The 25,752-nt window shown below is 71.6% G+C and carries 23 protein-coding genes; 11 read left to right on the top strand and 12 right to left on the bottom strand.

Annotation, left to right across the window (positions count from 1 at the left end; all coding sequences use genetic code 11):
- Positions 1-122: 122 nt before the first annotated feature.
- On the bottom strand, positions 123-578 hold the full coding sequence (locus ACWEN3_RS00155; protein ID WP_452963697.1) for a cyclic nucleotide-binding domain-containing protein: 456 nt from the start codon (positions 576-578) through the stop codon (positions 123-125).
- Positions 579-795: 217 nt separating this feature from the next.
- A complete protein-coding gene (locus ACWEN3_RS00150) occupies positions 796-1,371 on the bottom strand; it encodes a hypothetical protein (RefSeq protein WP_452963695.1) in 576 nt (191 codons plus the stop codon).
- 335 nt (positions 1,372-1,706) lie between these two features.
- On the opposite strand from ACWEN3_RS00150, the gene ACWEN3_RS00145 reads away from it, so the two are divergent.
- The 4 genes from ACWEN3_RS00145 to ACWEN3_RS00130 all read left to right on the top strand — a co-directional run bounded on the left by ACWEN3_RS00145 (position 1,707) and on the right by ACWEN3_RS00130 (position 6,683).
- Positions 1,707-2,720 carry a 2-hydroxyacid dehydrogenase gene (locus ACWEN3_RS00145; RefSeq protein ID WP_452963693.1) on the top strand — a complete coding sequence of 338 codons (1,014 nt, stop codon included), beginning with the start codon at positions 1,707-1,709 and terminating at the stop codon, positions 2,718-2,720.
- A 289-nt stretch (positions 2,721-3,009) separates the two neighbouring features.
- A complete protein-coding gene (ctaD, locus tag ACWEN3_RS00140; RefSeq protein WP_452963769.1) occupies positions 3,010-4,650 on the top strand; it encodes an aa3-type cytochrome oxidase subunit I in 1,641 nt (546 codons plus the stop codon).
- 2 nt (positions 4,651-4,652) lie between these two features.
- Complete coding sequence (locus ACWEN3_RS00135) at positions 4,653-5,213, top strand: hypothetical protein (RefSeq protein WP_452963691.1); 561 nt, start codon at positions 4,653-4,655, stop codon at positions 5,211-5,213.
- A gap of 264 nt (positions 5,214-5,477) precedes the next feature.
- On the top strand, positions 5,478-6,683 hold the full coding sequence (locus ACWEN3_RS00130; RefSeq protein WP_452963689.1) for a globin domain-containing protein: 1,206 nt from the start codon (positions 5,478-5,480) through the stop codon (positions 6,681-6,683).
- Positions 6,684-6,767: 84 nt separating this feature from the next.
- Here the strand turns inward: ACWEN3_RS00130 and ACWEN3_RS00125 are convergent, their stop codons facing one another.
- From ACWEN3_RS00125 to ACWEN3_RS00110, 4 genes are all read right to left on the bottom strand, one after another.
- Positions 6,768-7,475, bottom strand: coding sequence for a helix-turn-helix transcriptional regulator (locus ACWEN3_RS00125; protein ID WP_452963687.1), 708 nt, complete (start codon positions 7,473-7,475; stop codon positions 6,768-6,770).
- A 60-nt stretch (positions 7,476-7,535) separates the two neighbouring features.
- Positions 7,536-8,015 (bottom strand): hypothetical protein, encoded by a 480-nt coding sequence (locus ACWEN3_RS00120; RefSeq protein WP_452963685.1) that lies wholly within the window; start codon positions 8,013-8,015, stop codon positions 7,536-7,538.
- Complete coding sequence (locus ACWEN3_RS00115; protein WP_452963683.1) at positions 8,008-8,715, bottom strand: DUF2249 domain-containing protein; 708 nt, start codon at positions 8,713-8,715, stop codon at positions 8,008-8,010. Before ACWEN3_RS00115 ends, ACWEN3_RS00120 begins: the two co-directional genes overlap by 8 nt.
- 110 nt (positions 8,716-8,825) lie before the next feature.
- Positions 8,826-9,191, bottom strand: a complete 366-nt coding sequence (locus tag ACWEN3_RS00110; protein ID WP_452963682.1) for a hypothetical protein — start codon at positions 9,189-9,191, stop codon at positions 8,826-8,828.
- A gap of 168 nt (positions 9,192-9,359) precedes the next feature.
- On the opposite strand from ACWEN3_RS00110, the gene fdxA reads away from it, so the two are divergent.
- Both fdxA and ACWEN3_RS00100 read left to right on the top strand, forming a co-directional pair.
- Positions 9,360-9,680 carry a ferredoxin gene (gene fdxA / locus ACWEN3_RS00105; RefSeq protein WP_452963680.1) on the top strand — a complete coding sequence of 107 codons (321 nt, stop codon included), beginning with the start codon at positions 9,360-9,362 and terminating at the stop codon, positions 9,678-9,680.
- A gap of 59 nt (positions 9,681-9,739) precedes the next feature.
- Complete coding sequence (locus ACWEN3_RS00100; protein WP_452963678.1) at positions 9,740-10,108, top strand: cupin domain-containing protein; 369 nt, start codon at positions 9,740-9,742, stop codon at positions 10,106-10,108.
- A gap of 57 nt (positions 10,109-10,165) precedes the next feature.
- Here ACWEN3_RS00100 and ACWEN3_RS00095 read toward each other — a convergent pair whose 3' ends face one another.
- The 5 genes from ACWEN3_RS00095 to ACWEN3_RS00075 are packed head-to-tail and all read right to left on the bottom strand — an operon-like array spanning position 10,166 to position 17,609.
- Complete coding sequence (locus ACWEN3_RS00095) at positions 10,166-10,801, bottom strand: vitamin K epoxide reductase family protein (protein WP_452963676.1); 636 nt, start codon at positions 10,799-10,801, stop codon at positions 10,166-10,168.
- Complete coding sequence (narI, locus tag ACWEN3_RS00090; RefSeq protein WP_452963675.1) at positions 10,798-11,571, bottom strand: respiratory nitrate reductase subunit gamma; 774 nt, start codon at positions 11,569-11,571, stop codon at positions 10,798-10,800. Before narI ends, ACWEN3_RS00095 begins: the two co-directional genes overlap by 4 nt.
- Positions 11,568-12,344: a nitrate reductase molybdenum cofactor assembly chaperone gene (narJ, locus tag ACWEN3_RS00085; protein ID WP_452963673.1), complete on the bottom strand. Its 777-nt coding sequence runs from the start codon at positions 12,342-12,344 to the stop codon at positions 11,568-11,570. The genes narI and narJ overlap by 4 nt, the downstream gene beginning before the upstream one ends.
- Positions 12,341-13,909: a nitrate reductase subunit beta gene (gene narH / locus ACWEN3_RS00080; protein ID WP_452963671.1), complete on the bottom strand. Its 1,569-nt coding sequence runs from the start codon at positions 13,907-13,909 to the stop codon at positions 12,341-12,343. Before narH ends, narJ begins: the two co-directional genes overlap by 4 nt.
- A gap of 1 nt (position 13,910) precedes the next feature.
- The gene (locus ACWEN3_RS00075) at positions 13,911-17,609 is read right to left on the bottom strand and encodes a nitrate reductase subunit alpha (protein WP_452963670.1); all 3,699 of its coding nucleotides are present in this window, start codon (positions 17,607-17,609) and stop codon (positions 13,911-13,913) included.
- 409 nt (positions 17,610-18,018) lie between these two features.
- On the opposite strand from ACWEN3_RS00075, the gene ACWEN3_RS00070 reads away from it, so the two are divergent.
- The 4 genes from ACWEN3_RS00070 to ACWEN3_RS00055 all read left to right on the top strand — a co-directional run bounded on the left by ACWEN3_RS00070 (position 18,019) and on the right by ACWEN3_RS00055 (position 23,512).
- The gene (locus tag ACWEN3_RS00070) at positions 18,019-19,275 is read left to right on the top strand and encodes a TIGR04053 family radical SAM/SPASM domain-containing protein (protein ID WP_452963668.1); all 1,257 of its coding nucleotides are present in this window, start codon (positions 18,019-18,021) and stop codon (positions 19,273-19,275) included.
- Positions 19,272-21,878: a multicopper oxidase domain-containing protein gene (locus ACWEN3_RS00065; protein ID WP_452963666.1), complete on the top strand. Its 2,607-nt coding sequence runs from the start codon at positions 19,272-19,274 to the stop codon at positions 21,876-21,878. Before ACWEN3_RS00070 ends, ACWEN3_RS00065 begins: the two co-directional genes overlap by 4 nt.
- Positions 21,878-22,324: a hypothetical protein gene (locus ACWEN3_RS00060; RefSeq protein ID WP_452963664.1), complete on the top strand. Its 447-nt coding sequence runs from the start codon at positions 21,878-21,880 to the stop codon at positions 22,322-22,324. Before ACWEN3_RS00065 ends, ACWEN3_RS00060 begins: the two co-directional genes overlap by 1 nt.
- Positions 22,325-22,531: 207 nt before the next feature.
- Complete coding sequence (locus ACWEN3_RS00055) at positions 22,532-23,512, top strand: Acg family FMN-binding oxidoreductase (RefSeq protein ID WP_452963662.1); 981 nt, start codon at positions 22,532-22,534, stop codon at positions 23,510-23,512.
- Between the two features lie 111 nt (positions 23,513-23,623).
- Here the strand turns inward: ACWEN3_RS00055 and ACWEN3_RS00050 are convergent, their stop codons facing one another.
- Positions 23,624-24,046, bottom strand: a complete 423-nt coding sequence (locus tag ACWEN3_RS00050) for a pyridoxamine 5'-phosphate oxidase family protein (RefSeq protein ID WP_452963660.1) — start codon at positions 24,044-24,046, stop codon at positions 23,624-23,626.
- Positions 24,047-24,526: 480 nt separating this feature from the next.
- On the opposite strand from ACWEN3_RS00050, the gene ACWEN3_RS00045 reads away from it, so the two are divergent.
- Positions 24,527-25,738, top strand: a complete 1,212-nt coding sequence (locus tag ACWEN3_RS00045; RefSeq protein ID WP_452963767.1) for a nitrate/nitrite transporter — start codon at positions 24,527-24,529, stop codon at positions 25,736-25,738.
- The last annotated feature ends 14 nt before the right edge of the window (positions 25,739-25,752 follow it).

The raw sequence follows: 25,752 nt of genomic DNA, 5'->3' as shown, positions 1-25,752 counted from the left end.
GCGACGCCGACCACGCGGGGCCTCGCCCTTGAGGACAGGCAGGGTGGTGGCCTCCCGGTCCCGCATCTGCCGTACGAACTCCTTGAACGCCGTGGTCACTCCCGTGCCGCGCGTCGGCCCGCTCACGCAGTGCTTCCGGCGCCGTAGGGGGCATAGAGGTCCAGCAGCCGGGTCCTGGTGGTGCGGAGGCGGTGCGCCAGTACGTCTCCGGCCCACTGGGTGACGGCAAGGCCGAGTGCGGGGTCGTCCTGGCAGAGGGAGCGGACGGCCGTGGCGTCGAACTCGTAGGCCCGCACCGGGGTCGCCGCCGTGGCGCCCAGGTGCCACACATGCGGCGCGAACAACCAGGAAAGACCGACGAGTTCGTTGGGACCGAGCGTCTCGATGACAGCGCTGCGCCGGCCAGGCACGTGTGTGTCGAGCTCGATCGAGCCGGTGCGGATGATCCAGAACCGGTCCGCCCGCCCGACTTCGTTGAACACGCGCGTCCCGGGCGGGAAGGACACCTCTCGGGCGAGGCGCATCAGCCGATGCCGGTGCTCGGTGGGCAGTGCGCGCAGCATGCTCGGGGTGTTCATGGCCGGCCTCCCGGTCGGTGTGTTCGGGCTGACATGTCCAGCGTGCGGCGCCCATGGGGAACGGGCGAGGGGCCGACCGGTCCGAAGCGGGGCCGTCCGGCCCGGAGGCAGAACGCGGAGAGGACGGCCGCCGCCGCGGCATCCGGGGCGCGGGAATCGTGCCTGCCCCGGCATGGAACTCACGCTGAATCCCTCGCGGCTCCTGGGGTCGGGCCCCTTACCTGCAGCAGGCATCGGCTGCGGCGGCTGCCGGTTCGGCTTCGTCGCCGCTCCACGTACCACCGAGCTCCGGCCGGGACGAGGACGTCCCGGCCGACGGCAAGCGGCCGGCTCCGTCGGGCCACAGGATCTCGACGTCGACACCGCTGCTGCGGGCGAAGGCCACGAGATGGGCTGTGGCATCCCGGCCGTTGGACGGAGAGCCGTCCCACACCGCGAGCAGGCGCGTGCACGAACGCAGCAGGCTCTCGTCCGCGCCCACGCAGGCACCACGATCGCACGGGTCGTACTCCAACAGCCGCACCTGCTCCGACAGCAGGAGCAGTTCCCCGGCCGCCTTGCGATCGCCCGCATCGAGAGCTCCGGGCAGGCCGTTCCTGGTGGGCAGGACGGTGACCAGCGCCAGCCCCGCGGAGCGAGCGGCCCGTCCGAAGGCGACCGGCAGCCCCTGCCCGGCACGCACCAGCCCTGTTCTGCCCGCCCGCGCGAAGTCGACCAGACGCCGGCGCAGTTCCTCTTCCAGCAGCTCCAACGTGAGGGCGGTGAGGTCACGGTGTCCCACAACAGCGATCAACTCTGGCAGTCCTTTCTCCGCGCCGAATCGAAGAAGCCTGAATGAAGCCTGAATGAAGCCTGAATCGGGCAGTTGATCGTCCCTGCCCGGGCGGGAAGCGGGCCATGGGCCGGACGGGCCGCCAACCGGGCCGATCGGCCCTGTCGCAGGTGCGTGCGCCTCACCGTCGCGTCGCGGTCCGCGGGCTCATCGACGACCGTCGATCCGGTGCGCGTCGCGGCCACGACCCGGCTGGGGCCATGGGACTCGTCTCCTGAGCCCATCGGCCCTCTTCACAGAAGTGGTCTCGACCTACGGTGGCGAGGTGATCGCACGGCGCGGCGGAGGGAGAACACGTGGAGATCGTGGCGTACGGCGTCCTCGCGGACGAGGAGCCGCTTCTGAGGGGAGCGTTCGAGAAGGCGTTCGCGGGCCGGCACGAACTGCGCTGTCTGAGCCTGTTCCTGGACCGGGACACCGTCCCGACCGCCGCGGGCCACGAGGTCGTGCTGAGCAGTGTGAATGACGTCCTGGACGCAGGCGTGCTGCGCTCGCTGGCCGAGGGCGGCACCCGGCTGCTCGCGCAACGGTCCACCGGTCACAACAACATCGACCTTGAGGCCGCCCGGGAGCTCGGGCTCACGGTGGCCCGGGTCTCGTACTACTCGCCGCACGCGGTCGCCGAGTTCGCGTGGACGCTGGCGCTGGCGGTCGACCGCCGGATCGTCCGGGCCGCGCAGCGCACCCGGGAGTTCGACTTCCGGCTCGACGGGCTGATGGGGCGGGACCTGCGCGGCAGGACGGCCGGCGTGGTGGGCACCGGGAAGATCGGGGCCGCGTTCGCCCGGATCGCGCACGGGTTCGGGATGCGGCTGCTGGGCTCGGACGTCGCGGAGAACCCCGACTGTCTCGCCCTCGGTATGGAGTACGTTCCGCGTGAGCGGCTGTTCGCCGAGGCGGACCTGGTCAGCCTGCATGTGCCGCTGCTTCCGGAGACCCATCACCTCGTCGACGCCAAGGCCCTGGCGCTGATGAAGGACGACGCGATCCTGGTCAACACCAGCCGTGGCGGCCTGGTGCACACCGACGCCCTGCTGGAGGCGCTGCGCGCGGGGCGGTTGAGCGGTGTCGGGCTCGACGTCTACGAGGAAGAGGCCGGTGTGTTCTTCCTGGACAAGTCGCTGGAGGTGATGACCGACGAACGCCTCGCGAGACTCGCGACCTTCAGCAACGTCCTGGTCACCTCACATCAGGCGTACTTCACCCGGGACGCCGTCGGCCGGATCGCGAAGACCACCGTGGCCAACATCGAGGACTACTTCGCCGGCCGCTCGGGCGACAACACCCTCGTCCGTCCCGAGACCGCCTGATCTCCGCCGGCACGCGCCGTGCCGCTCCGGCACATGTTCCCGGCACCGTGCGAGGAGGGACCATCGGCCCCGCCGCACGGTCCGTCCGGGGCTGATCGGCCCTATCCGCCCCGGGTGTCCCTCCGACGATCATGAGGCGGCGGCCGGGAGGACCAGGTCCATACCCGTACCACGGCACTTCCCGGCTCGCCGTCTTCATGGCAGAAAGGAAGGTCATCGTCCGGTGGACGACACGCAGGAACAGCAGGTGAGGGCCTTGCGGCCGGAGGGCACGGCGGTGGCCTCGACCGTGGGCACATCCGGCAGTACGGAACAGGCGGTGGGCGGACGGCCGTCGTGGGCGGAGTGGCTGACGACCACCGACCACAAGAGGATCGGGACGATGTACCTGGTCACCGCGTTCGCCTTCTTCATCGTCGGCGGTGTGATGGCCCTGTTGATGCGCGCGGAACTGGCCCGGCCCGGCCTGCAGATCATGTCTCAGGAGCAGTTCAACCAGGCGTTCACCATGCACGGCTCGATCATGCTGCTGATGTTCGCGATGCCGCTGTTCACCGGGTTCGCCAACTGGATCATGCCGTTGCAGATCGGTGCGCCGGACGTGGCGTTCCCGCGGCTGAACATGCTGGCCTACTGGCTCTTCCTGTTCGGTTCGTCGATCGCGGCCTTCGGATTCCTGACGCCCGGAGGCGCAGCCGACTTCGGCTGGTTCCTCTACGCCCCGCTGTCGGACGCCGTCCACTCGCCGGGCCTCGGCGCCGACCTGTGGATCATGGGTGTGGCGCTGTCCGGCTTCGGCTCGATCCTGGGTGCGGTCAACTTCATCACCACGATCGTCTGCATGCGGGCGCCGGGCATGACCATGTTCCGGATGCCGATCTTCACGTGGAACGTGCTGCTGACCGCTCTGCTGGTCCTGATCGTGTTCCCGGTGCTGGCCGCGGCGCTGTTCGCGCTGGAACTGGACCGGAAGTTCGGCGCCCACGTCTTCGACGCGGCCAACGGCGGAGCGCTGCTCTGGCAGCACCTGTTCTGGTTCTTCGGCCATCCAGAGGTGTACATCCTGGCGCTGCCGTTCTTCGGCATCGTCTCCGAGGTCATCCCGGTCTTCGCCCGCAAGCCGATGTTCGGCTACATGGGCCTGATCGCCGCGACCATCTCCATCGCCGGCCTGAGCGTGACGGTGTGGGCGCACCACATGTACGTCACCGGGGGCGTGCTCCTTCCGTTCTTCTCCTTCATGACCTTCCTGATCGCCGTGCCGACCGGTGTGAAGTTCTTCAACTGGATCGGCACCATGTGGAAGGGCTCGTTGTCCTTCGAGACGCCGATGCTGTGGACCACCGGCTTCCTGGTCACCTTCCTCTTCGGCGGTCTGACCGGTGTGATCCTCGCGTCCCCGCCGATGGACTTCCACCTGTCCGACTCGTACTTCGTCGTCGCGCACTTCCACTACACGGTCTTCGGCACGGTCGTGTACGCGATGTTCGCCGGATTCCACTTCTGGTGGCCCAAGTTCACCGGCAAGATGCTCGACGAACGCCTCGGCAAGATCACGTTCTGGACGCTCACGGTCGGCTTCCACACCACGTTCCTGGTCCAGCACTGGCTGGGTACCGAGGGGATGCCCCGCCGCTACGCCGACTACCTGGCAGCGGACGGTTTCACCGCGCTGAACACGGTCTCGACGATCGGGTCGTTCCTGCTCGGCCTGTCGATCCTGCCCTTCTTCTACAACGTCTGGAAGACGGCGAAGTACGGCAAACCGGTCGAGGTCGACGACCCCTGGGGCTACGGCCGTTCGCTGGAGTGGGCGACCTCCTGCCCGCCGCCCCGCCACAACTTCGTCTCCCTTCCGCGCATTCGCAGCGAGTCCCCGGCGTTCGACCTGCACCACCCGGAGATCGCCGCGCTCGAGGCGGCGCAGTAGCCGTGGCCCAGGCCGTCCTCGCTCTCGGGCCCGCCACGGTGACCGCGGCGGGCTGCGTCTGGTACCTGCCCGCGCTCTCCACCCTGCGCGCGGGCGCCGACCGGCCCGCCTCCCACCGCCGGGCCGCCGCGGCATGCCTCAGCGGCTGGTCCACGGCCGCCGTGGTCGCCGTGCTGCTGCTCGTCTCGGAAGGGTGGTGGATGCCCTCCTCCGCTGCCGTCGTCGGGGCAGCCGTGACGGTGAGCCTCCAGGCTCGCGCGGTCGTGCAGCGCCGCCGCCAGGCGCGCGAGACCGCACGCCACTGGGCGGAGTTGCGTGCGGATCACCGATCGCCCCACGACGCACGCGCCCGAACGATCCTGGTCGCCCTGCTCCTCGCCGCCGGGCCGGCTCTCGCCCTGGCGGCGGAGGCCGCCTGGGCGGTCGCGGAGCCCGGGAAGACCTTCGGCAGGCTGGTGGTGGCCGCCGTGCCGACCACCGCCGCCGCCCTGCTCCTCACCGCCGCGACCGTGTCCGGTCGGATGCGCCGCCGTAGCGCCGACGCAAGCGGTCGCCGTCAGTGACCGTGCGGTCCATGTCGGGGGCCTGTGCTGGTGACCGACCGGAAACCAAGGCCGTTGGCCCTCCGGTCCTGTCCCGGTGCCTGATACCTGCACCACACCCTGCACCCTGACCGGACCAACGGGCCCTGTGGTCAGGGCGGTTCGGCCCTATTCCCGATGACGGTTCCACCGAAATGATCGATGTGCCGGTCGGACCCGCACAACGGATCCCGGCTGTGACGGTGAACGCCGTCCCTCTACCTTTCTACATCTCAGGGGAGTTCCATGCTTTCGCCCGAGTCGGCCGCTGTCGTTCGCGCCACCCTGCCCGCCGTCGGCGGTGCCCTGGACGAGATCACCGCGCGCTTCTACGGCACCATGTTCGCCGAGCAGCCCGAGCTGCTGGACGGCCTGTTCAACCGCGGCAACCAGGCCAGCGGCGAACAGCGCCGGGCCCTGGCCGGATCCATCGCCGGGTTCGCCCAGGCCCTGCTGGCCGATCCCGACGCCCGCCCGGACGCACTCCTCGCGCGCATCGCCCACAAGCACGCCGCACTGGGCGTCACCGAGGACCAGTACACGATCGTCCACAAGTACCTCTTCGGCGCCATCGGCGACGTGCTGGGGGAAGCGGTCACACCGGAGGTCGCGGGCGCCTGGGACGAGGTGTACTGGCTGATGGCCGGCGCCCTCATAGCCCAGGAGGCCCGCCTCTACCAGGAAGCACAGGTCGACCCGCGGAAGCCGTGGCGTCAGTGGACCGTGGTGGAGCGCCGCGAGGAGACCCCGGACGTGGTCTCCTTCCTGCTGCGCCCGGCCGACGACGGGCCGCTGCCCGAGGCGCGCGCCGGTCAGTACGTGAGCGTGCGGGCGCTCATGCCGGACGGAATCCACCAGACCCGCCAGTACAGCCTGTCCAACGCTCCCGGCGACCGTCTGCGGCGCATCACCGTCAAGCGGGTGGCGAGCGTCGCCGCTGCCCCGGAGGGCGAGGTCTCCGGTCAGTTGCACCGCACCGTGGGGGTCGGCGACGAACTCACCCTGTCCTCCCCGTTCGGGGACGTGGTGCTCGACGACGCGGACACCCCGCTCGTGCTGGTCTCCGCCGGCATCGGCTGCACCCCGATGGTCGGCATGCTCGAACACCTCGCCGCCACCGGCTCGGTCCGGCCGGTGTGGGTCCTGCACGCCGACCGCACCCCGGAAGACCACGCCCTGTGCGCCGACACCTGCCGCCTGGTGGGGCAACTGCCGGAAGCGAGGGCCGAGTTCTGGTACGAGGAGGAGGCAGCCGAGGAACCCGGCCGCCGCACGGGCCTGATGGACCTCGCCGGTTTGGACCTGCCCACCGACGCCGACGTCTATCTGTGCGGCTCGCTCCCCTTCATGCGCGCCGTCCGCACCCAGCTCCTCCAGGCCGGCGTCCCCGCACGCAGCATCCGCTACGAGGTCTTCGGCCCCGACCTGTGGCTGGCCCACGCCGAGGGCTGAAGTACCCCCGCGGTGCGGGCGGAAGGCAGTGACGAGCGCGGCGGCGCCCCGAGGCAGAGGGGCGTCGCCGTCGCCTCACCACGGTTACGCGGGCAGGCTCGGTCGCAGGTCCGTTTCGGGTGTGAGGTGGGCCAGGCACAGGGAGGGCTCGACGAAGGGCTCCAGGCGGTCGACGCCCACCGGGGCGCGTACCTCCTGCAACGCGCCGCGCATGAGGCCGAGATGCAGGGAGCACACCACTTCCCGGTGCTGCTCGGCGATCTCCCGGAACGGGCAGTGGTGGAGCGGGACGACCGGATCCGGCTGGTTCCGGACGGGGCCGGGGGCGAAGCCGACGTCCGTGAGGACCTCGGTCAGCCGCCGGATCGCCTCCTCGATGTCGATGCGCCGGGAGGGCGCCGGGGTCTCCGCGAGGTAGCGGCCCCAGGCCTCCCCGGCGCGCACGGCGGCCTGCGCCGGCTGGGGCAGTGACTCGGTGACGAGGCCGGTGAGCATCTGGGCGAGCAGGTGGTAGCTGCGCAGACCCGCCGGTACCCCGGAGGCCGCGGCGAGGTAGACGGTGCGGGGCCGGCCGGGGCGGCCGGCCCCTTCGGCGCGGCCCTCGGCGAGCCCGTCCTTGACCAGCGTGTCGAGGTGGAACCGGGCGGTGTTGGGATGCAGACCCGTCTGCTCGGCGATCTCCCGCACTCCCACGGCGGCGGAGGCCGCGCGCAGGACCTCGAGCACCCGGGCGCGGCTCTCGCCGAGGGCGGCGGCGCCGCCGGACGGATCGCGCAACGTCTCCTCGCTCATTTCAACCATTTTACCCGGCGCCCCTCGTATAAACGAGGGACAATCCGGCGACCTGCGCGTTCAGCGCCATGGCCCGCTGGGCGTCGTCGAGCCGGGCCGGTCAGGCCGCGTGGCGGTCGGCGCCGGGTCCGCCGTGACCGGGGTCGGATCGGTGCGGCGGCGGATCTGCATGCCGGGGCGGCGGCGGTGCACCGTCACATAAGCCAGGCCGTGGGGCCCCGCTTGGATGCAGCGCGTCGAGCCGTGCGGCAGCCACAGGAGGGCCCCTTCGGCGAGCGGCAGCTCTCCTTCGGGAGTGCTCATCACGCCGTCGCCGTCGACGACGAGGACCAGTACGTCCAGGTCGGGCTCGGCGTGCGTGCCGATGTGCCCGTCGGCGGGAAGCCGGATCACGTTGGCGTCGAGCTGACGGCCGGACTCGGCCAGCTTCCACAGAACGCCGGCGGGTTCGGGCGCCTTGCCGGTCAGGGCCCGCACATCGCACAGCATGCGGGCCGTCGCCGCCTCCTCCCGCGGTCCGGCCGTCCCGGGCTCAGGCATCGTCGGCCACCCGCGTGATGCGGACCTGCCACTGTTCCGGCCCGGACTCGACGTATTCCCAGGTGAAGCGTCCGGGATGGGTGGCCTCGAACTCGCGGCGCAGCGGCTTGGGGTCGTGGTTGTTGACCAGGACGAAGGACTCCCCGGGCGCGAGGCGGGCGAAGCGGGTGAAGATGCGCGGGTGGCGTCGGCCGTGCGGGATCTCGCGGACGTCGACCACCGTGGGCTCCTCCAGCCCGCCTCCTTCCAGCAGGGTGACGAAGTCCGCGGTCAGGGCGGGGAGGTCGGCGCCCGGCAGCGTGGTCACGGCGGGCAGCAGCACGGCGCGCTCCGCGCCGAGGTGGACGGTGAGCATGGCCGCGAGGACGCGGGCGGCATCAGCGCGTCCGGCATCGTCGGTCACGGCGGCCAGGGCGTCGGTGTGCCGGCCGATGATGCCGGCGGCGGCGCGCAGCGCCCGGACCAGCAGCCGGGTGTCGGCCGCGCCGGACGCGGCGGCGTACAGCGTCTGATCGGTGGCCGCCAGGAGAAGGCGCGCCTGCTCGGCGCAGCTGGTGGACAGTTCCTCGGTGGCCCCGGGCCCGGTGAGCGCGGCCAGGCGTTCCAGGAGCCGCTGGTGGGCTTCCTCGATGGTGGTCTGCGCCTGGACGTTCGGGTCGGTGCCGGTCGCCTGGATGTAGATCTCGGTAGCGGATGACATCTGTGCTTCCCCTTCGTGCTGGCTTGGGGCGGGTATGTCGGCGGATACCGCCGTAATTATTACATCGTGATTCGTGAAAATGCCGCCGGGTGGGCGCGGCCCGTGCCCCGTCAGCACAGCCACTTGGGCCAGCCGTGCCCCGCCGGGTCGGCGGCGGCCGGTTCCGGAGGCCGATCGGGGAGGCGTCGGTGGACCATGAGGCAGGACAGGCCGTTTTCGCCCGCCGTGAGGTGGGCTGAGGACCCGGACGGCACCCACAGCAGTGTTCCCTCGGTCAGGTGTCGTGGTCCGCGCGCGGTGGCGACGGTGGCGTCCCCGGTGAGGACCAGCAGAAGGACGTCGGGATCCGCTTCGGTGCGGGCGTTCAGGGGTTGCCCTGGCGACAGATGGATGATGCCGGCGTCGAGACCGCGTCCGGGCTCGGCGAGCCTCCACAGTTCCCTGGTGCCGGGTGTGTCGGTCCGGGCGTCAGTCATCGGTGGTCACCGCGGTGCACCGGGCCCTGATGCGGACGCGGATCTCGCAAGTCGACGTCATGCCTCCAGCCCCTTCTCTCACTCCGACCAAGCTGGTAACACCATTCTTACATGTAGTATTAGTAAAAACCGAACGAGGGAGTCTGGCGACAAGAGGAGGTGCCACCGATGACCTACGTGATCGCGCAGCCCTGCGTGGACGTGAAGGACAAGGCGTGCGTCGAGGAATGCCCGGTGGACTGCATCTACGAGGGGCAGCGGTCGCTGTACATCCACCCGGACGAATGCGTGGACTGCGGGGCCTGTGAGCCGGTCTGCCCGGTCGAGGCGATCTTCTACGAGGAGGACGTGCCGGCCGAGTGGCAGGAGTACACCCGGGCGAACGTCGAGTTCTTCGACCCGCTCGGCTCGCCCGGCGGCGCCGCCAAGCTGGGGCTGATCGAACGCGACCATCCGCTGATCGCCGCTCTGCCGGCCCAGGGGGACTGAGGGGCGCTGCCCTGAACCCCGTACCGCTTCCGTCTGCGAACCACCGAGGAAGGACCATCATGCACATCGCTGAGATCGCCACCACACCCCGCCGCCGCGCGCCTCTTCCCAACGGCCCGACCGCGGCGCTGCTGACGACGGCGGAAACCTCCGACCAGGTCGCCGTCCTCCACGTGGAACTGCCCGTGGGCGCTGCCATGCCCGAACACGACCACGGCGCCTCGCAGATCGTGCTGATCCCGCTGTCCGGATCCGTCGAGGTGCGCCACGCCGGCGAGGCCCGGACGCTGACGGCGGGTACGACGGCTCACATCGCCACCGGTGAGCGCGTCAGTCTCGCCAACCCCGGTACGGAACCGGCCTCGATCATGGTCCTGGCCTCGCCGCCGGAGTTCGCGGATCGGGTGAAGTCCTGGCCCCTCGCCTGACCCACCGACCCCACCAGCCGGCTTCCCGCCGGCAGAGAGGCAACGCACGCGACGCAGTCACAACAGGCTGCTCCAGTAGGGCCAGAACCGGGTGAGTACGAGCAGCGCGAGCACGCCGTACCAGCCGCCGAGCAGCAGCCAGTGCGTGTCGCGGAGGAGCCGGAGGGCGCCGTGCGGGACCGGGACGATCCCGTGGTGCACGCACTGCAGGGCCACGCACCAGAAGAGGGCGATGGTGACCACCCAGACGACCGCGCAGTAGGGGCAGATCCTGTTCAGCTCGTACAGCGACTGCACGATCAGCCAGTGCACGAACACGACCCCGGCCAGCGTCCCGGCGCCCAGGGCGAGCCACAGCCTGCGGTGCAGGCGTGTCCCGGTGAGCAGGGCTGCCCCCAGAACGGCCACGGCGGCGAACGCGCCCAGGCCGAGGAGCATGTTCGGGAAGCCGAACGCGCTCCCCTCGGGACTGGACATGACGCTGCCGCAGCTGATGACCGGGCTGATGTTGCACGGCGGCCGGTAGGCGGGGTCCTTGAGCATCCGCCAGTCGTCCACTGCGAGTTGGAAGGAGGCGAACCAGCCGACGACGCCCGTCAGCAACATCACCAGGCCGGTGCCGCGGCTCGCGCCCGGCCCCCGGCCGTGCCGTGCGGTCGTGGCGTCCGGCGTGAGGGCCGGTCCCTGGATCACGCGGCGCGCTGCCCGGAACGGCCCGGCCGGGTGCGGGCCCGGGCGGCCGAACCGGCCGTCGGCAGGGCTCGGCTCCGGTAGACCAGGTAGGGGCGGGCGAGGTAGCCGATCGGGACGCTCCACACATGCACGAGGCGCGTGAACGGCCAGGCCGCGAAGAGCAGGCACGCGGTCAGCGCATGGAGCTGGAACAGCAGCGGGGCGCCGCTGATCGCCCCCGGGTCCGGTTGCAGGGTGAAGACGCCGCGGAACCAGACGGAGACGGTCTGCCGGTAGTCGTAGCCGGGTCCGAAGACGTTGTGCGCGCCGGTGGCCGTGATGCCCAGCAGGACGGTGGCGGACAGCAGCGGGAAGAGGAGCTTGTCGCTGCGGTCGGTACCGAGCCGGATCCGGCGGGTCAGCAGCCGCCGCGCGCACAGCATGCCGAGCCCGGTGACCATGGCCACGCCTGCCACCGAACCCGCCCAGACGGCCGTGGTGTGGTACGTGTGCTCGCTGATGCCGGCCGCCTCGGTCCACGAGGCGGGCACGGCGAGCCCCACCACGTGTCCGGCGATCACCATGAACGCGCCGAGGTGGAACAGCGGGCTGCCCCAGCGCAGCCAGCGGTTCTCCAGCAGCTGGCTGGTGTGGGAGGTCCAGCCGAACTGGTCGTGCCGGTAGCGCCACACGTGCCCGACGACGAACACGGCCAGGCAGATGTAGGGGATCGCCACCCACAGCAGCAGGTCCGGTCCGCTGGTGGTGACGAGGGAGGCGGCGGTGCTCATCGGAGGCCTTCCGGGGAGTACGGGGGCGGGACGAGGGTCGGCGGGGCCTGCTCGGGCGGGAGGAAGGTGCCGGGCGGGGCGAACTCCCCGCTCCCGTACGGGTCGAGGCCGACGTCCTCGTTGGGCGGCCCCTGGGCGGCAAGTTCCGCCACGGCCCGGAGGTCGGCCGCGGTCGCCGGGGGCAGGAGGCTGAGCAGGGCGGCCAGGACGTGCCGGTAGGGGGAGTCCGCGTCGGTCAGGGCCCGGTGGATGAGTTCCAGTCCGCGGCGGTGCTGCCGCAGCGGTGCCTCGCCGGTTCCGGGACCGGCGAGGGCCGCGAACTCCAGGACGACCGGGAGGTGGTCGGGCAGTTCTCCGCCGCCGATGTCCCAGCCGGCGGCCTTGTACCGGCTGGCCAGGGTGAGCAGGGCCATGCCGCGGCGGCGGGTGTCGCCGTGCAGGTAGTAGGTGAGGTAGAGGCTGCTCTTGCGGCGCAGGTCGAACATCTCGACGTAGTGCCGCTCCAGCTCGTCGGCCTCCCGCGCGGTGAACCAGGCGGTGAAGGCGCCGAGTTCGGCGCCGGCCGGCGACGGCGGCAGCGCTTGGACAGTGGTGGCGAGCGTCGGCCGGGCGGCGGCGAGTTCGGCGTCGGGGTACTGCAGCAGCAGCGAGCACAGCCGCAGCAGCAGGACACGGGCCTCGGCCTGTTCGGGCGTGGGCCGGGCGGGGCGGCGGACGGCCGCTCGCAGACGGGTGCGGACGATGGCGGGCACGGTGGCGGGCAGCGGGCTCACGAGTGGCCTCCGGCGGGGGCTTCGGGCGTACGGCGGCGCAGGGTGGGGATGCCGAGCATGACGCGGCGGCCGTCCATGGGCTGAGGGTCCCCGGAGGACTCCACCGGGCAGCGGTTCTCCATGGCACTGAGGGCGGCGGCGTCCTCCTTGTGCGCGGCGGGAACGACGTACCGGTCCTGGTACTTGGCGACGGCGAGCAGCCGGTGCATGTCCTCGGCCTCGCGGGGGGTCAGGCCCACGGCCTTCAGCGCGGTCTCGTCGCCCGGCTCACCGAGAATGCGCTCACGCATGTACGAGCGCAGCGCGGTGAGCTTCATCAGCACCCCGGCGACGACGTCGGTGTCCCCGGCGGTGAACAGACTGGCCAGGTACTCGAGCGGGATGCGCAGGCGGGTGACGGCGGCGAACACGTGGTCCGGGTCGTCCTGGTTCCCGCCCGCGGAGCTCACCGCGTCCAGGACGGGGGAGAGCGGGGGGACGTACCAGACCATGGGCAGCGTGCGGTACTCCGGGTGCAGCGGCAGCGCCACCTTGTACCGCGTGACCAGGTCGTACACGGGGGAGCGGCGGGCGGCCTCCAGCCAGTCCTCGGGTATGCCGGACTCCCGTGCCGCGGCGATGACATCGGGGGCCGTGGGGTCGAGGAACACACCACGCTGGGCGTCCAGCAGGTCCCGCTCGTCCGGGGTGGCCGCGGCCTCTCCGACGCGGTCGGCGTCGTACAGCAGCAGGCCGAGGTAGCGCAGCCGGCCGACGCACGTCTCGGAGCAGACGGTGGGCTGTCCGGCCTCGATGCGCGGGAAGCAGAAGGTGCACTTCTCGGCCTTGCCGGTGGCGTGGTTGACGTACACCTTCTTGTACGGGCAGGCCGTCACGCACATCCGCCAGCCCCGGCAGCGGTTCTGGTCGACCAGGACGATGCCGTCCTCCACCCGCTTGTACATCGCACCGGACGGGCACGCGGAGACACATGCGGGGTTGAGGCAGTGCTCGCACAGGCGCGGCAGGTGGAACAGGAAGGTCTGCTCGAACTCGAACTTCACCTTCTCGGCCCACGCTCCGGTCAGGTTCGGGTCGCCGCCCGCGTGCTCGGGCGCGCCGCCCAGGCCGTCCTCCCAGTTGGCGCCCCAGGTGATGGCGGTGGGCTTCCCGGTGAGGACCGAGCGGGGGCGGGCGACCGGGACGTCCTGGCCGGCCGGGGCGCTGACGAGGTTGTCGTAGTCGTAGGTGACCGGCTCGTAGTAGTCCTCGATGGACGGCAGGTCCGGGTTGGAGAACAGGGACAGCAGGCGCTTCACCCGGCCGCCGGAGCGCAGGACCAGCCGCCCGCGCCTGTCCAGCGTCCAGCCGCCCTTCCACTGCTCCTGGTCCTCGTAGCGGCGGGGGTAGCCGACGCCCGGTTTGGTCTCGACGTTGTTGAACCAGGCGTACTCGACGCCGGTGCGGTTGGTCCATGTCTGCTTGCAGGTGACCGAGCAGGTGTGGCAGCCGATGCACTTGTCGAGATTCATCACCATGGCCACCTGGGCCATGACGCGTCCGATGGTGGCTTCGCCACGGGGCATCTCAGTACTCCACTTCCTGCGAGCGACGGCGGATGACGGTGACCTCGTCGCGCTGGTTGCCCGTCGGGCCGTAGTAGTTGAAGGCGTACGTGAACTGCGCGTAGCCGCCGGCCAGATGGGTGGGCTTGAGCAGGAGCCTGGTCAGGGAGTTGTGGATGCCGCCGCGCCTGCCGCTCACCTCGGTCTTCGGCACGTTCACAGTGCGGTCCTGCGCGTGGTACATGTACACCGTGCCCTCGGGCATCCGGTGTGTGACCACCGCCCGGGCGGCCACGACGCCGTTGCGGTTGTACGCCTCGACCCACTCGTTGTCCTCGACGCCGATCCTCTCGGCGTCGGCGGTGGACATCCAGATGACCGGGCCGCCGCGGGACAGGTCGAGCATGTACTTGTTGTCCTGGTAGTTCGAGTGGATGGACCACTTCGAGTGCGGGGTGAGGTAGCGGACGGTGACCTCCGCCCGCCCGTCTTCATGAAGGTGCTCGTCGCCGTAGTGCCGTGGTGTGTTCAACGGCGGCCGGTAGACGGGCAGTTGCTCGCCGAGTTCGCTCATCCAGTCGTGCTGCATGAAGAAGTGCTGCCGGCCGGTGAGGGTGTGCCAGGGCTTCTTGTGCTCGACGTTGATGACGAAGGGCGAGTACCGGCGGCCTCCGGTCTCCGAGCCCGACCATTCGTACGACGTCATCACGGCCCGAGGCTGGGTGCGGGCGTCGGCGAAGGTGATCCGCTCGGCCTCGCGCTCGGCGGCGAGTTCCACCAGGCCCTCGCTGCCGGTCTGCCGCTCCAGTTCCCGGAAACCCTCGGTCGCCAGACGTCCGTTGGTGGTTCCGGACAGGGCGAGGATCGCCTCGCACATGTCGGAGGCGGTCGCCAACGAGGGCCGGCCCTCGGCGATCCCGTCACGGACGGTTCCGCAGCGGTGCCGCAGCTCCTCGATCTCCCGGCCCGGGTGGACGGTGACGCCCTTCGTGGTCGTCCCGAGCTTGTCGAGGAGCGGGCCGACGGCGCGCATCTTCTGTGCCACGGCCGTGTAGTCGCGCTCGACGGTGACCAGCCTGGGCATCGTGCGGCCGGGGACGGGCTCGCACTCGCCGGTCTTCCAGTCCCGTACGGCACCGCCGGGCTGGGCGAGTTCGTCGGGGGTGTCGTGCTGGAGCGGCACGGCCAGTACGTCCGTGCGCGTCCCCAGGTGCTCCTCGGCCAGCTCGCTGAACCTGTCGGCGATGGTCAGGAAGGTGTCGTAGTCCGTGCGGGCCTGCCAGGGCGGGGCGATGGCCGGGGTGAAGGCGTGCACGAAGGGGTGCATGTCGGTGGACGACAGGTCGTCCTTCTCGTACCAGGTCGCCGCCGGCAGGACCACGTCGGCCATGAGCCCGGTGGACGTCATCCGGAAGTCCATGCACACCAGCAGATCGAGCTTGCCCTCCGGAGCCTCCTCCCGCCACACCACGTCCTTCGGGCGGTCCTCGGGCGGCGTCTCCTGCGAGCGGACGGCCGCGTCGGTGCCCAGCAGGTGGCGCAGGAAGTACTCGCTGCCCTTGCCGGAGGAGCCGAGCAGGTTCGCCCGCCACACCGTGAGCACGCGGGGGAAGTTCGCGGGGTCGTCGGGGTCCTCGACGGCGAACCGCAGCCGGCCCGACTTCAGTTCGTCGACGACGTGCTCGGCGACCGGCCGGCCCGCTCGCGCCGCTTCGTCCGTCAGATCGAGCGGGTTGCGGTCGAAGCCGGGGTGGCCGGGTGTCCACCCCAGCCTTACGGCCTGCGCCAGGCAGTCGGCGAACCCCTTGCCCCGGAACCGTCCCTGCCCGAGCGGGGACGCCAGTTCGTCGGGCCCGAACGCCTCGTAGCGCCACTGGTCGGAGTTCAGGTACCAGTAGGAGGTGCCGGCCATGTGCCGCGTGGGCCGCTGCCAGTCGAAGGCGAAGGCGAGGTGCTGGAAGCCGGTCAGCGGACGCACCTTCTCCTGGCCGACGTAGTGCGCCCAGCCGCCGCCGTTGACGCCCTGGCAGCCGGTCATCGTGGTCAGCGCGAGGAACGCGCGGTAGATGGTGTCGGAGTGGAACCAGTGGTTCGTGCCCGCACCCATCGCGATCATCGAACGACCCTCGGTGCGCTCGGCGTTGCGGGCGAACTCCCGGGCGATCCGGGCCGCCTGCTCCGCGGGGACCGAGGTGATGGTCTCCTGCCAGGCCGGGGTGCAGGGCTCGGCCGCGTCGTCGTACGAGGACGGCCAGTTGCCCGGCAGGCCGGGCCGCTCTACCCCGTACTGCGCCAGCATCAGGTCGAAGACCGTGGTGACGAGACGCCCGCCGATCCGCCGCACGGGCACCCCGCGCACCATGACCGAGCCGCCCTCCGTGCTGCCCTCGTCGAACCGGGGCAGCGACACGGCCACGGTCTCGTCCGCGCATTCGAGCAGGGTCAACTCGGGTACGGCATCGCCCAGATCGAGGTTCCAGCGGCCCCGCTCGGCTTCCCCCCACCGGAAGCCGAGCGAGCCGTTCGGCACGACGTACTCGCCGGTGACCGCGTCGAGGAAAACGGTCTTGGACCGGGCGTTCTCCGTGTCGTGCCCGAGATCGGCGGCGGTCAGGAACCCGTCCGGGACGAGACCCTGGTCATGCTCGCGCAGCGTCACAAGGAAGGGGGCGTCGGTGAAACTCCGCAGATACTTCCGGAAGTACGGCACCTCACGGTCGACCAGGAACTCCCGCAGGATCACATGCCCCATGGCCATGGCGAGCGCTCCGTCGGTGCCGGGGTGCGGGGCGAGCCACTCGTCGGCGAACTTGACGTTGTCGGCGTAGTCCGGGCTGACGGCGACGACCTTGGTGCCGTTGTAGCGGGTCTCGGTCAGGAAGTGCGCGTCCGGGGTGCGGGTGACGGGGATGTTGGACCCCCACATGACCAGATAGCCCGCGTTCCACCAGTCCGCCGCCTCCGGGACGTCGGTCTGGTCGCCGAAGACCTGCGGGGAGGCGACGGGCAGATCGGCGTACCAGTCGTAGAACGACAGGAGCGTGCCACCGATCAGTGACATGAAGCGGGAGCCGGCCGCGAACGAGGCCATGGACATCGCGGGGATCGGGGAGAAGCCGGCGACGCGGTCGGGCCCGTACGTCTTGATCGTGTGCACATGGGCCGCGGCCACCAGCTCGGCGACCTCCTCCCATTCGGCGCGCACCAGACCGCCCTTGCCGCGGGCCCGTTTGTAGGCGCGGGCCTTCGCCGGATCGGATGTGATCTCCGCCCATGCGGCCACCGGGTCCCCGAGCCTGCGCCGCGCCTCACGCCACAGCTTCAGCAACGCGCCCCGCACATAGGGGTAGCGGACCCGGCTGGGGGAGTAGGTGTACCAGGAGAACGACGCACCGCGCGGGCAACCGCGGGGCTCGTACTCGGGACAGTCGGTGCCGATCGACGGGTAGTCGGTGGCCTGGTGCTCCCAGGTGATGATGCCGTCCTTGACGTACACCATCCACGAACACGAACCGGTGCAGTTCACGCCGTGCGTGGAGCGCACCACCTTGTCGTGCGCCCACCGGTTCCGGTAGAAGCCCTCCCACTTGGGGTCGGCTTGGCCGAACACGGCACGTCCGTCGGCCGAGACTTCACGGCGGCTCAGCAGTCTGCGCGTGGCCAGCGGCCAGCTTCGCTCGACGTGCGAGCGGGCCGGCCGTACCTCCTGGTCGTTCTCCATGGTCGTGAACGTTAGGTTCTGGTCACGGCCGGCACCTTGGGCCTAACGGCCCTCGCTGCCCGTCCCACCGGCCCTGTACGCCGCCCGCCTCTGCGGAATGAGGCCCGTTTCGTTCGGGTTCGGGAGTGGTTCCGGTCGTGGCTCCGCATCGAGGGACTGTCGGCCCATCACGAAGGGCTGGTCGGCCGCTGCGTCGGACCGCACCGACGCCGGATGCTGATCACCGACCGATCCGGAGGTAACCCGTGTACCACTGCAACCAGCATCCGTGCCGTTGTCTCCCCCGTCATCCCCCGTCACGGATGCTGCGCACGGGCCGGCCCGGTCGCCGTCCGGCCGCCCGACACGTCTGCCCTGACTCCCGGGCGGCCGGACGCACGACGCGCACCGGCATGGGACGGAGGACCCGGTGAGCGGCGCCCGGGCGATCCGCCGACAGCACCAGGACGTCGGGGACAAGCCGTTCATCGTGATCTGGGAGTCGACCCGCGCCTGCCCGCTGGCCTGCCTGCACTGCCGTGCCGAGGCCGTGCCCGACCGCGACCCGCGCGAGCTGGACACCACCGCCGCCAAGGACCTGATCCGGCAGATCGCCGCGTTCGGACAGCCCGCGCCCCTGTTCGTGATCACCGGCGGGGACCCGTTCCAGCGCCCCGACCTGCTGGAGCTGATCGAGTACGGGGGAGAGACGGGAGTGCGCGTGGCCGTGTCCCCCTCGGGCACCCCCACGCTCACACCCGAGCGGCTGCGGGAGGTGCACACGGCCGGTGCCGTAGGGCTGTCGCTCAGCCTCGACGGCTCCACCGCCGGCCTGCACGACGGATTCCGCGGTGTGCCCGGGGTGTACCGGTGGACGCTGGACGCCTGGGACACCGCCCGCGAGCTCGGCATGAAAGTACAGATCAACACCACGGTCGCCCGGCACAACCTGCACGACCTGCCGGATGTCGTACGACTCGTCCACGAGCACGGAGCGATGCTGTGGAGCGCCTTCTTCCTGGTGCCCACCGGACGCGGCCGGCAACTCGGCGTGCTCACCCCCGCCGAGACCGAGGACGTGCTGAACTTCGTGTACGACGTGGGCATGTCCGTGCCCGCCAAGACCACCGAGGCCCACCACTTCCGCCGGATCGCACTCCAGCGCAAGGTGCTCGCGGACACCGGCGACGACCACATGGCCGTTCTGGAACTCGGGCCGCTCTACCGGGAGTTGCGCGACCGCGTCGCCGAACTGGGCCTGGACGCCGGAGGCCGGCGCGCCCGCCGGCCACCGCTGGACGTCAACGCCGGCCGCGGCTTCGTCTTCGTGTCCCACACCGGCACCGTGCACCCCAGCGGCTTCCTGCCCCTGGGCGCCGGCAGCGTGCGCACCCGCCCGTTGGCCGAGATCTACCGCACCTCCGAGCTGTTCACCGGCCTGCGGGACGCCGACCGGCTGGGCGGCCGGTGCGGGGCCTGCGAGTTCCGCCGCGTCTGCGGCGGCTCACGCTCGCGCGCCTACGGCGTCACCGGCGATCCGTACGCCGAGGAGCCCTGGTGCGGCTATCGGCCCGGATCCTTCCCCTACCAGCGGGAACTGGCGGCCCTGATGGCCGACCACCCCGGCGGCCCCCCTGCGGATCGACCTCCCGTCGAACACGGAGCACAGGGGCAAGGAGCATCGTGAACGGCGAGCACGACGGCCCCCGAGTCACCGGCGGCCGGTACCCCAGCAGGTTCAGGCAGTCCGGCCTGAAAGCCCGGCACCTGCGCGCCCACATCGTCGTCGTGGTGTGGCTCGCCCTGACGCTCCTGGCGGCCACCGTCCAACAGACGCTGCCCGTCGCCCGCTGGCTGGTTGTCCACCTGTTCCTGCTGGGCGCCGCCACCACCGCCATCGTGGTCTGGAGCGAGCACTTCGCCGTCGCCCTGCTGCACGCGAAGCTCCCCGACCAGCGCTGGAGCGATGCCCGGCTCGCCGCGGTGAACCTCGCCGTGGCGGGCGTGCTGACCGGCGTGTGGGCGGATCTCCCCGTCCTCACCGGGATCGCCTGCGCACTGCTGGCCGCCGCGATCACCGCCCATCTGGTCGTGCTGGTGCGCATGGGCCGGGGCGCGCTGGGCGGACGACTCGCTCCGGTCGTCGGCTTCTACCGGGCGGCCGCGGCCGCACTGATCCTGGGCGCGGTTCCGGGCTGGCTGCTGGCCACCGGTCACGCCGGGCCCCGGCACTACGCCGGGCTGCGGCTCGCCCACATCCATGTGATGCTGCTGGGCTGGATCGGACTGCCGGTGCTGGGCACCCTGTTCATGCTGTGGCCCACCGTGCTGGGCGTGCGCATGGCCGAGCGCACCACCAAGGCGGCGCGCCGGGCGCTGGCCTTGACCGGGGGCGGCCTCGTCACCGCGGCCGCCGCACTGGCGGCCGGCTGGCGCTGGGCCGCCGTGACCGGCGTCGTGATGTACGCGGCCGGGGCGGGCGTCGCGGTCGAGGTGTTCGTCCGCACGGTGCGCCGACGCCGTCCCGTCTCGGCCGCGGCGGCCTGGACGCTGGGTGCGGCCACCGGATGGCTGCTCGCGAGCGTCGTCGCGGACGCCGGGATCCTGGCCGCCCGGGGCCCGGCCGAGGCCCCGGACGGTGTCTCCGCCCTGGTCCCGGTGTGGCTCGCCGGATTCGTCGCACAGGTCCTCATCGGCGCGCTGACCTATCTGCTGCCGATCGTGCTCGGCACCGGACCCGGGGAACGCGCCGTGCTCCGGGCGGTGCTGGAGCGCGGCTGGACGGTCCGCCTGGCGACCCTCAACACTGGTGTCGCGCTGCTGGCACTCCCGCTGCCCGACGTGCTCGGCACCACCGGCATGCTGCTGGCCGCGGTGGCCGGAGCCGCGTTCCTCGTGCCGACGGCCCGCGTCCTCGCCAGGGGCGCCCGACGTGCGGGAGAGGGCGGACCGTCGCGACGCCCGGCCCTGCTGGGCACCGCGGCGGGCGCCGTGCTGATCGTGCTGGCCGTGATGGTGGCCGACAGCGGCGCCGGGACGGACGGGCCGGCCGTCGCCGCCGGAACGGGGAGCGGCGCCGTCACCGCCACCCGTACCGTGGACGTCACCCTGGCCGACCTGCGCATCCGGCCCAGCCGGATCGAGGTCACCAGGGGAACCGTGCTGAACCTGAAGGTCACCAACAAGGACGCCCAGCGCCACGACCTGAAGGTCGACGGCGGCCCCGCCACTCCACTCCTGTCCCCGGGCGAAAGCCGCATGCTGTATCTCGGGCAGGTCACCAAGAACCGCACCGCATGGTGCACCCTGCCCGGACACCGTGCCGCCGGCATGACCCTCGACATCGTCGTGAACTCGGCTACAGGAGAGGCCACTTCGGGGCACGGCGGCCCCATGTCCATGGCCGGTACCGGCGGCGGCCCGGACCTCGCCGCCGACTTCTCCCACGGGTGGCGGCCTCGCGATGCCGCCCTGGCTCCGGTGACAGGCGCGACGGTGCACCATGTCGAGCTGCATGCAGTGCGTCGCACCGTCGAGGTCGCCCCGGGCGTCAGGCAGCAGATGTGGACCTTCGGCGGCACCGCGCCCGGACCCACCCTGCACGGAAGGGTCGGCGACGTCTTCGAGGTCACGCTCGTGAATGACGATCCCACCATGGGGCACGGCATCGACTTCCACGCCGGTTCCCTAGCCCCCGACCAGGCGATGCGCTCCGTCCAGCCCGGTCAGCGCCTGCACTACCGGTTCCGCGCCGACCGGGCCGGTGCGTGGCTGTACCACTGCAGTACGGCGCCCATGCTGCAACACATGGGGAACGGCATGTACGGCGCCGTCATCGTCGACCCGCCCGGCCTGGCGAAGGTGGACCACGAGTACGTGCTGGTCTCCTCCGAGCTCTACCTCGGCACCCCCGGCAGCGCGGCCCAGCTGTCGAAGATGCGTCAGGACACGCCGGACCTCTGGGTGTTCGACGGCATCGCCGCCCAGTACGCCAAGGCACCGCTGAAGGTGAAGGCCGGCGAGCGCGCCCGCTTCTGGGTGGTGGCCGCCGGACCGAGCGACGGCGTCTCCTTCCACATCGTCGGCACCGTCTTCGACACCTTGTACAAGGAGGGCGCTTATCTGCTCACGCCCGGGCGACCGGGCGGCGCACAGGTCCTGGACCTGGAGGTGGCCGAGGGCGGCTTCGTCGAAACGACGTTCCCCGCGGCCGGCCACTACTCCTTCGTCGACCACGACATGCGCCACGCAGAGGCCGGGGCGACGGGCATGGTGGAGGTGAGCAAGTAGTGGGCACCGTCAGCCTGTGGTCCCTGCTGCGCTTCCTGCATGTGACGGGCGCCGTCCTGTGGGTCGGTGGACAGCTGGCCCTGACCCTGGTCGTGCTGCCGCTCGGCCGCCGGATGCTGTCCGCGGAGGCCAGGGACCGGTTCGCAGCCGCGGCGGGCCGCCGGTTCGGGCTCCTGACGGGGACGGTGTTCCTGCCCCTGCAACTGGGCACCGGGTGGGCCATGGCCTGGCACAAGGGTGTCACATGGGGATCGCTCGCCGATCCCGGCTACGGACGCACTCTGGCGACGAAACTCGGGCTGTTCGTCCTGGTGATGTTCCTCGCGGCCGGGCACGGCATCGCGTACGCCAAGGGTCGCGCCGAACTCGCCCGTGCCCTGGCCGTCGCGTCGCTGGTCGGCTCGCTGGGCGTCGTCCTGCTCGCCACCGCCCTGCCCGCCACGTGACCCCGGTGCGCAGCCGTCGCCCCGCCCGATGGGCAGAGGTGACCCCGCGGAACGGCCGGCGAAGAACAAGGAGTTGAGCCGGGGCCGTCCGGTCCGCGGCTCGGGACCGACGGCCCTCGGCATGCCTCCCGCGGCGACCGAGAATCGATGACACACGGGGAGCCTCATTTCACCCTGCGGCTCCGCCCCGGAGTTGAGGAGCCAACCATGCAGACCCGGGAGATCGACGCCTCCGCGCTGGAGACCCTGATGACCGCGGCGGTGGCGGCACCGTCGATCCACAACACCCAGCCGTGGAGCTTCGGGATGCAGGCGGCCACCCGGTCCGTCGAGGTCCGCGCCGACGACCGGCGAGCGCTGCCGCTCGCCGATCCGCAGCGGCGCGCCCAGCACCTGTCCGTGGGCGCCGCGGTCTTCAACCTCAGGGTGGCCGTCGCACACCTGGGCTGGGCCCCAGCCGTTCGGCTCCTGCCCGACCCCGGCGATCCCGGCCTGCTGGCCACCGTACAACTCACCCTGCCAGCTGAGGAGTTGTCGGACTGCCGGCTGCTGTACCCGGCTGTCGAGCGGCGCCACACCAGCCGGATGCCGTTCACCGGCCGCCCGGTGCCCGAGGCGGTCGTGACGGAGATGGCCCAGGCCGCCCAGGCCGAGGGGGCAAGACTCTACGTGCCGGACTTCGCCGGAACACGGCTGCTGCTCGGACTCACCGCTGCGGCCGAGGCACGCAACCAGGCGGACCCGGCGCGCATCGCCGAGTCCCGCGCCTGGATCACCGCCCCCGGGGCGCACGTCCCCTATGGCATCCCGCTCACCGCTGTCGGCCCGCAGGACGCGGACGGGCGGATGCCGATGCGCGACTTCACGGGCCGACTGCCCGTACCGCGGCGCCCGGCCCGGCACTTCGAGCGCCATGCCCAGGTGGCCTTGCTGTGGACGGCCCGCGACAGGCGGGAGGACTGGCTACGGGCGGGCCAGGCCCTGGAGCGCGTGCTGTTGACCGCGACCGCGCGCGGGGTGCGCACCTCGATGCTGCACCAGGCGATGGAATGGCCCGACCTGCGGGCGGCGGCCTGCCTGCCGCAGCGGCGGTGCTGCCCGCAGGTGCTGATCCGGTTCGGTTACGGCCCGGACGGTGACCGCACACCGCGCGCCTGCGCGCAGGCGGTCCCGCCTCACCTGAGCTGAGCGGGCCCGCCCCACAGGCAGCGGTCCGGCACCGGTGACCTGAGCCGGCTCGGGTCGTGCCAAGGGTCCGGACGGCTGCTGTGGACAGGGAGGAGCCGGAACGCGGCGGGATCAGTCTGTGCCGGGCGTGCCGTTGATCTCCCGCCCGGTGACCATCTCGGCCTCGATGCGCAGGAAGATCCAGTCCTGGGTGACCACCCAGGAACGCGGACCGGTCTGGGAGAGGCGTTCGTGTTCGGCGGGATCGGACACGGCGGTCGCCCGGCCGGTGACGACCACGCTCCAGCCCGACCGCTCGGCGGCGTTGAACTCGTCCGCCTCGAAGGCCACCACGACTCCGTCGACCGCGCGGACCAGCTCGGAGGAGGCCGAGGTGCGCACCAGGACCGAGGAGTCCGTGTCCAGCCCGAAGTTGACCGGGAGGACGGCGGGCAGTGCCTCCCGGGTGTAGACGATGCGGCCGACCGGCGCCTTGGCCAGCAGGCGCAGGCAGTCACGCCGATCGAGTGCGCGGAAGCCGTCGTTGTGGGACATCGCTCCCTACCCTCTCACGCGGCCGGGGCCCGGCCAGGGCCGGACGGCCCTCATGGCCGCCCTCTGCCCGGCCGCGAAGCGAACGCACGGCGTGAGTGCCCGAGGAGCCGTGCGGTCATGCGTGATGGTGGCGTCCGGCCCGTTCGCGCGGGCGGCACGACCGTGGACGCTCAGGACCGTCACACCCGGGACCGCGCGGGAGGCCGTCGGTATGCGGATAGGGCCCATCGGCCCTGATGGGCCGCCCGGTGGGCGGCCCATACGGTCCCCGCGCGAGGACCGGCCGGACCGGCACGAGGCACCGACGGCCCCCTGCGTGACAGCCCGGAATCACGAAGCCTTGACTCGGGCCGCCGAGCCGTTGGAGCGCGGAACGGCCGGATCACTGTGATCGGGAGGGACACGATGGTGCTTCGACGGTCTGAGAGAAACGACGGAACACCGGGGGCGCACCAGCCGGTGCCGGGCCGCGCCTGGCTGATGCTGGCGCTCGCCACGGTCGGCTTCGCCGTCAACTTCTGGGCGTGGGCGCTGCTCAGCCCGCTCGGCCCGCGGTTCAAGGACAGCCTGGACCTGAGCTCGTTCCAGCAGTCGTTGCTGGTGGCGGTGCCCGTCGTGGTCGGCTCGCTGGGCCGTATTCCGGTCGGCGCCCTGACCGACCGGTTCGGCGGGCGGGTGATGTTCCCGCTCGTGTCGGCGGCCACCATCGTGCCGGTGCTCTACTTCGGCCTGGCCGCCCACTCCTCCCTCGCCGCCCTGCTGGCCGGCGGATTCTTCCTCGGCATCGGCGGCACCGCCTTCGCCGTCGGCGTGCCCTTCGTGAATGCCTGGTTCCCGCCGGAGCGGCGCGGTCTGGCCATCGGCGTCTTCGGCGCCGGCATGGGCGGCACCGCCATCAGTGCCCTGACCACGGTCAAGCTGGTCAACGCGCACGGCATGTCCACCCCGTTCCTGATCACTGCCGCGGTGCTGGGCGCCTACGCCGTGACCGCCGCGCTGCTGCTGCGCGACGCGCCCGGCCGCACCGTGCCGACCGAGCCGCTGGCACGCCGGCTGGCCGCCACCGCCCGGCTGGGCATCACCTGGCAGGCGTCCGCGCTGTACGCGGTCGCGTTCGGCGGGTACGTGGCCTTCTCCGTCTACCTGCCCACCTACCTCAAGACCGGCTACGGCCTCACCCAGGCCGACGCCGCGAACCGCATGGCCGGATTCGTACTCCTCGCCGTCGCGATGCGCCCGGTCGGCGGCTGGCTGGCCGACCGGCTGGGCCCGACCCGGGTGCTCGCCGGGGCGCTGTCGGTGATGGTGGCAGGAGCCGTCGTGCAGTCGTTCACCCCGGCCCTCGCGCCGATGGGCACCATCGCCTTCCTGGCCATGGCCGCCGCACTCGGCGCCGGCAGCGGAGCGACGTTCGCCCTGGTGGCCCTGCTGACGCCGGCCGACCAGGTCGGCTCGGTCACCGGCGTGGTCGGTGCCGCCGGCGGACTCGGGGGCTTCCTGCCCCCGCTGGTGATGGGCTCGCTGTACGGCGAGTACGGGACGTACGCGGCCGGGCTCGCCCTGCTCGCGGTCGTGGCCGCCGCCGCGCTGGCCTACACCCTCACCGGTGTGCGCGCCGCGGTCGAAGGCCACGAGGAGAAGGAGCGCCCCGGACGCCGGCGCCCTCACCGCACCGCACACACCACCGTGTGAGGGCGAGTCGACAG

This window comes from Streptomyces sp. NPDC004561, assembly GCF_053602155.1.
This window is presented reverse-complemented; position numbering and strand designations above follow the sequence as displayed.

What these genes read in the sequence shown, in the direction of transcription:
- ACWEN3_RS00155 (WP_452963697.1), bottom strand. Translation starts at nt 578, where the DNA reads ATGAACACCCCGAGCATGCTGCGCGCACTGCCCACCGAGCACCGGCAT.
- ACWEN3_RS00130 (WP_452963689.1), top strand. Translation starts at nt 5,478, where the DNA reads ATGCTTTCGCCCGAGTCGGCCGCTGTCGTTCGCGCCACCCTGCCCGCC.
- ACWEN3_RS00125 (WP_452963687.1), bottom strand. Translation starts at nt 7,475, where the DNA reads ATGAGCGAGGAGACGTTGCGCGATCCGTCCGGCGGCGCCGCCGCCCTC.
- ACWEN3_RS00120 (WP_452963685.1), bottom strand. Translation starts at nt 8,015, where the DNA reads ATGCCTGAGCCCGGGACGGCCGGACCGCGGGAGGAGGCGGCGACGGCC.
- ACWEN3_RS00115 (WP_452963683.1), bottom strand. Translation starts at nt 8,715, where the DNA reads ATGTCATCCGCTACCGAGATCTACATCCAGGCGACCGGCACCGACCCG.
- ACWEN3_RS00110 (WP_452963682.1), bottom strand. Translation starts at nt 9,191, where the DNA reads ATGACTGACGCCCGGACCGACACACCCGGCACCAGGGAACTGTGGAGG.
- fdxA (WP_452963680.1), top strand. Translation starts at nt 9,360, where the DNA reads ATGACCTACGTGATCGCGCAGCCCTGCGTGGACGTGAAGGACAAGGCG.
- ACWEN3_RS00100 (WP_452963678.1), top strand. Translation starts at nt 9,740, where the DNA reads ATGCACATCGCTGAGATCGCCACCACACCCCGCCGCCGCGCGCCTCTT.
- narI (WP_452963675.1), bottom strand. Translation starts at nt 11,571, where the DNA reads ATGAGCACCGCCGCCTCCCTCGTCACCACCAGCGGACCGGACCTGCTG.
- narH (WP_452963671.1), bottom strand. Translation starts at nt 13,909, where the DNA reads ATGCCCCGTGGCGAAGCCACCATCGGACGCGTCATGGCCCAGGTGGCC.
- ACWEN3_RS00075 (WP_452963670.1), bottom strand. Translation starts at nt 17,609, where the DNA reads ATGGAGAACGACCAGGAGGTACGGCCGGCCCGCTCGCACGTCGAGCGA.
- ACWEN3_RS00055 (WP_452963662.1), top strand. Translation starts at nt 22,532, where the DNA reads ATGCAGACCCGGGAGATCGACGCCTCCGCGCTGGAGACCCTGATGACC.
- ACWEN3_RS00050 (WP_452963660.1), bottom strand. Translation starts at nt 24,046, where the DNA reads ATGTCCCACAACGACGGCTTCCGCGCACTCGATCGGCGTGACTGCCTG.
- ACWEN3_RS00045 (WP_452963767.1), top strand. Translation starts at nt 24,527, where the DNA reads ATGCTGGCGCTCGCCACGGTCGGCTTCGCCGTCAACTTCTGGGCGTGG.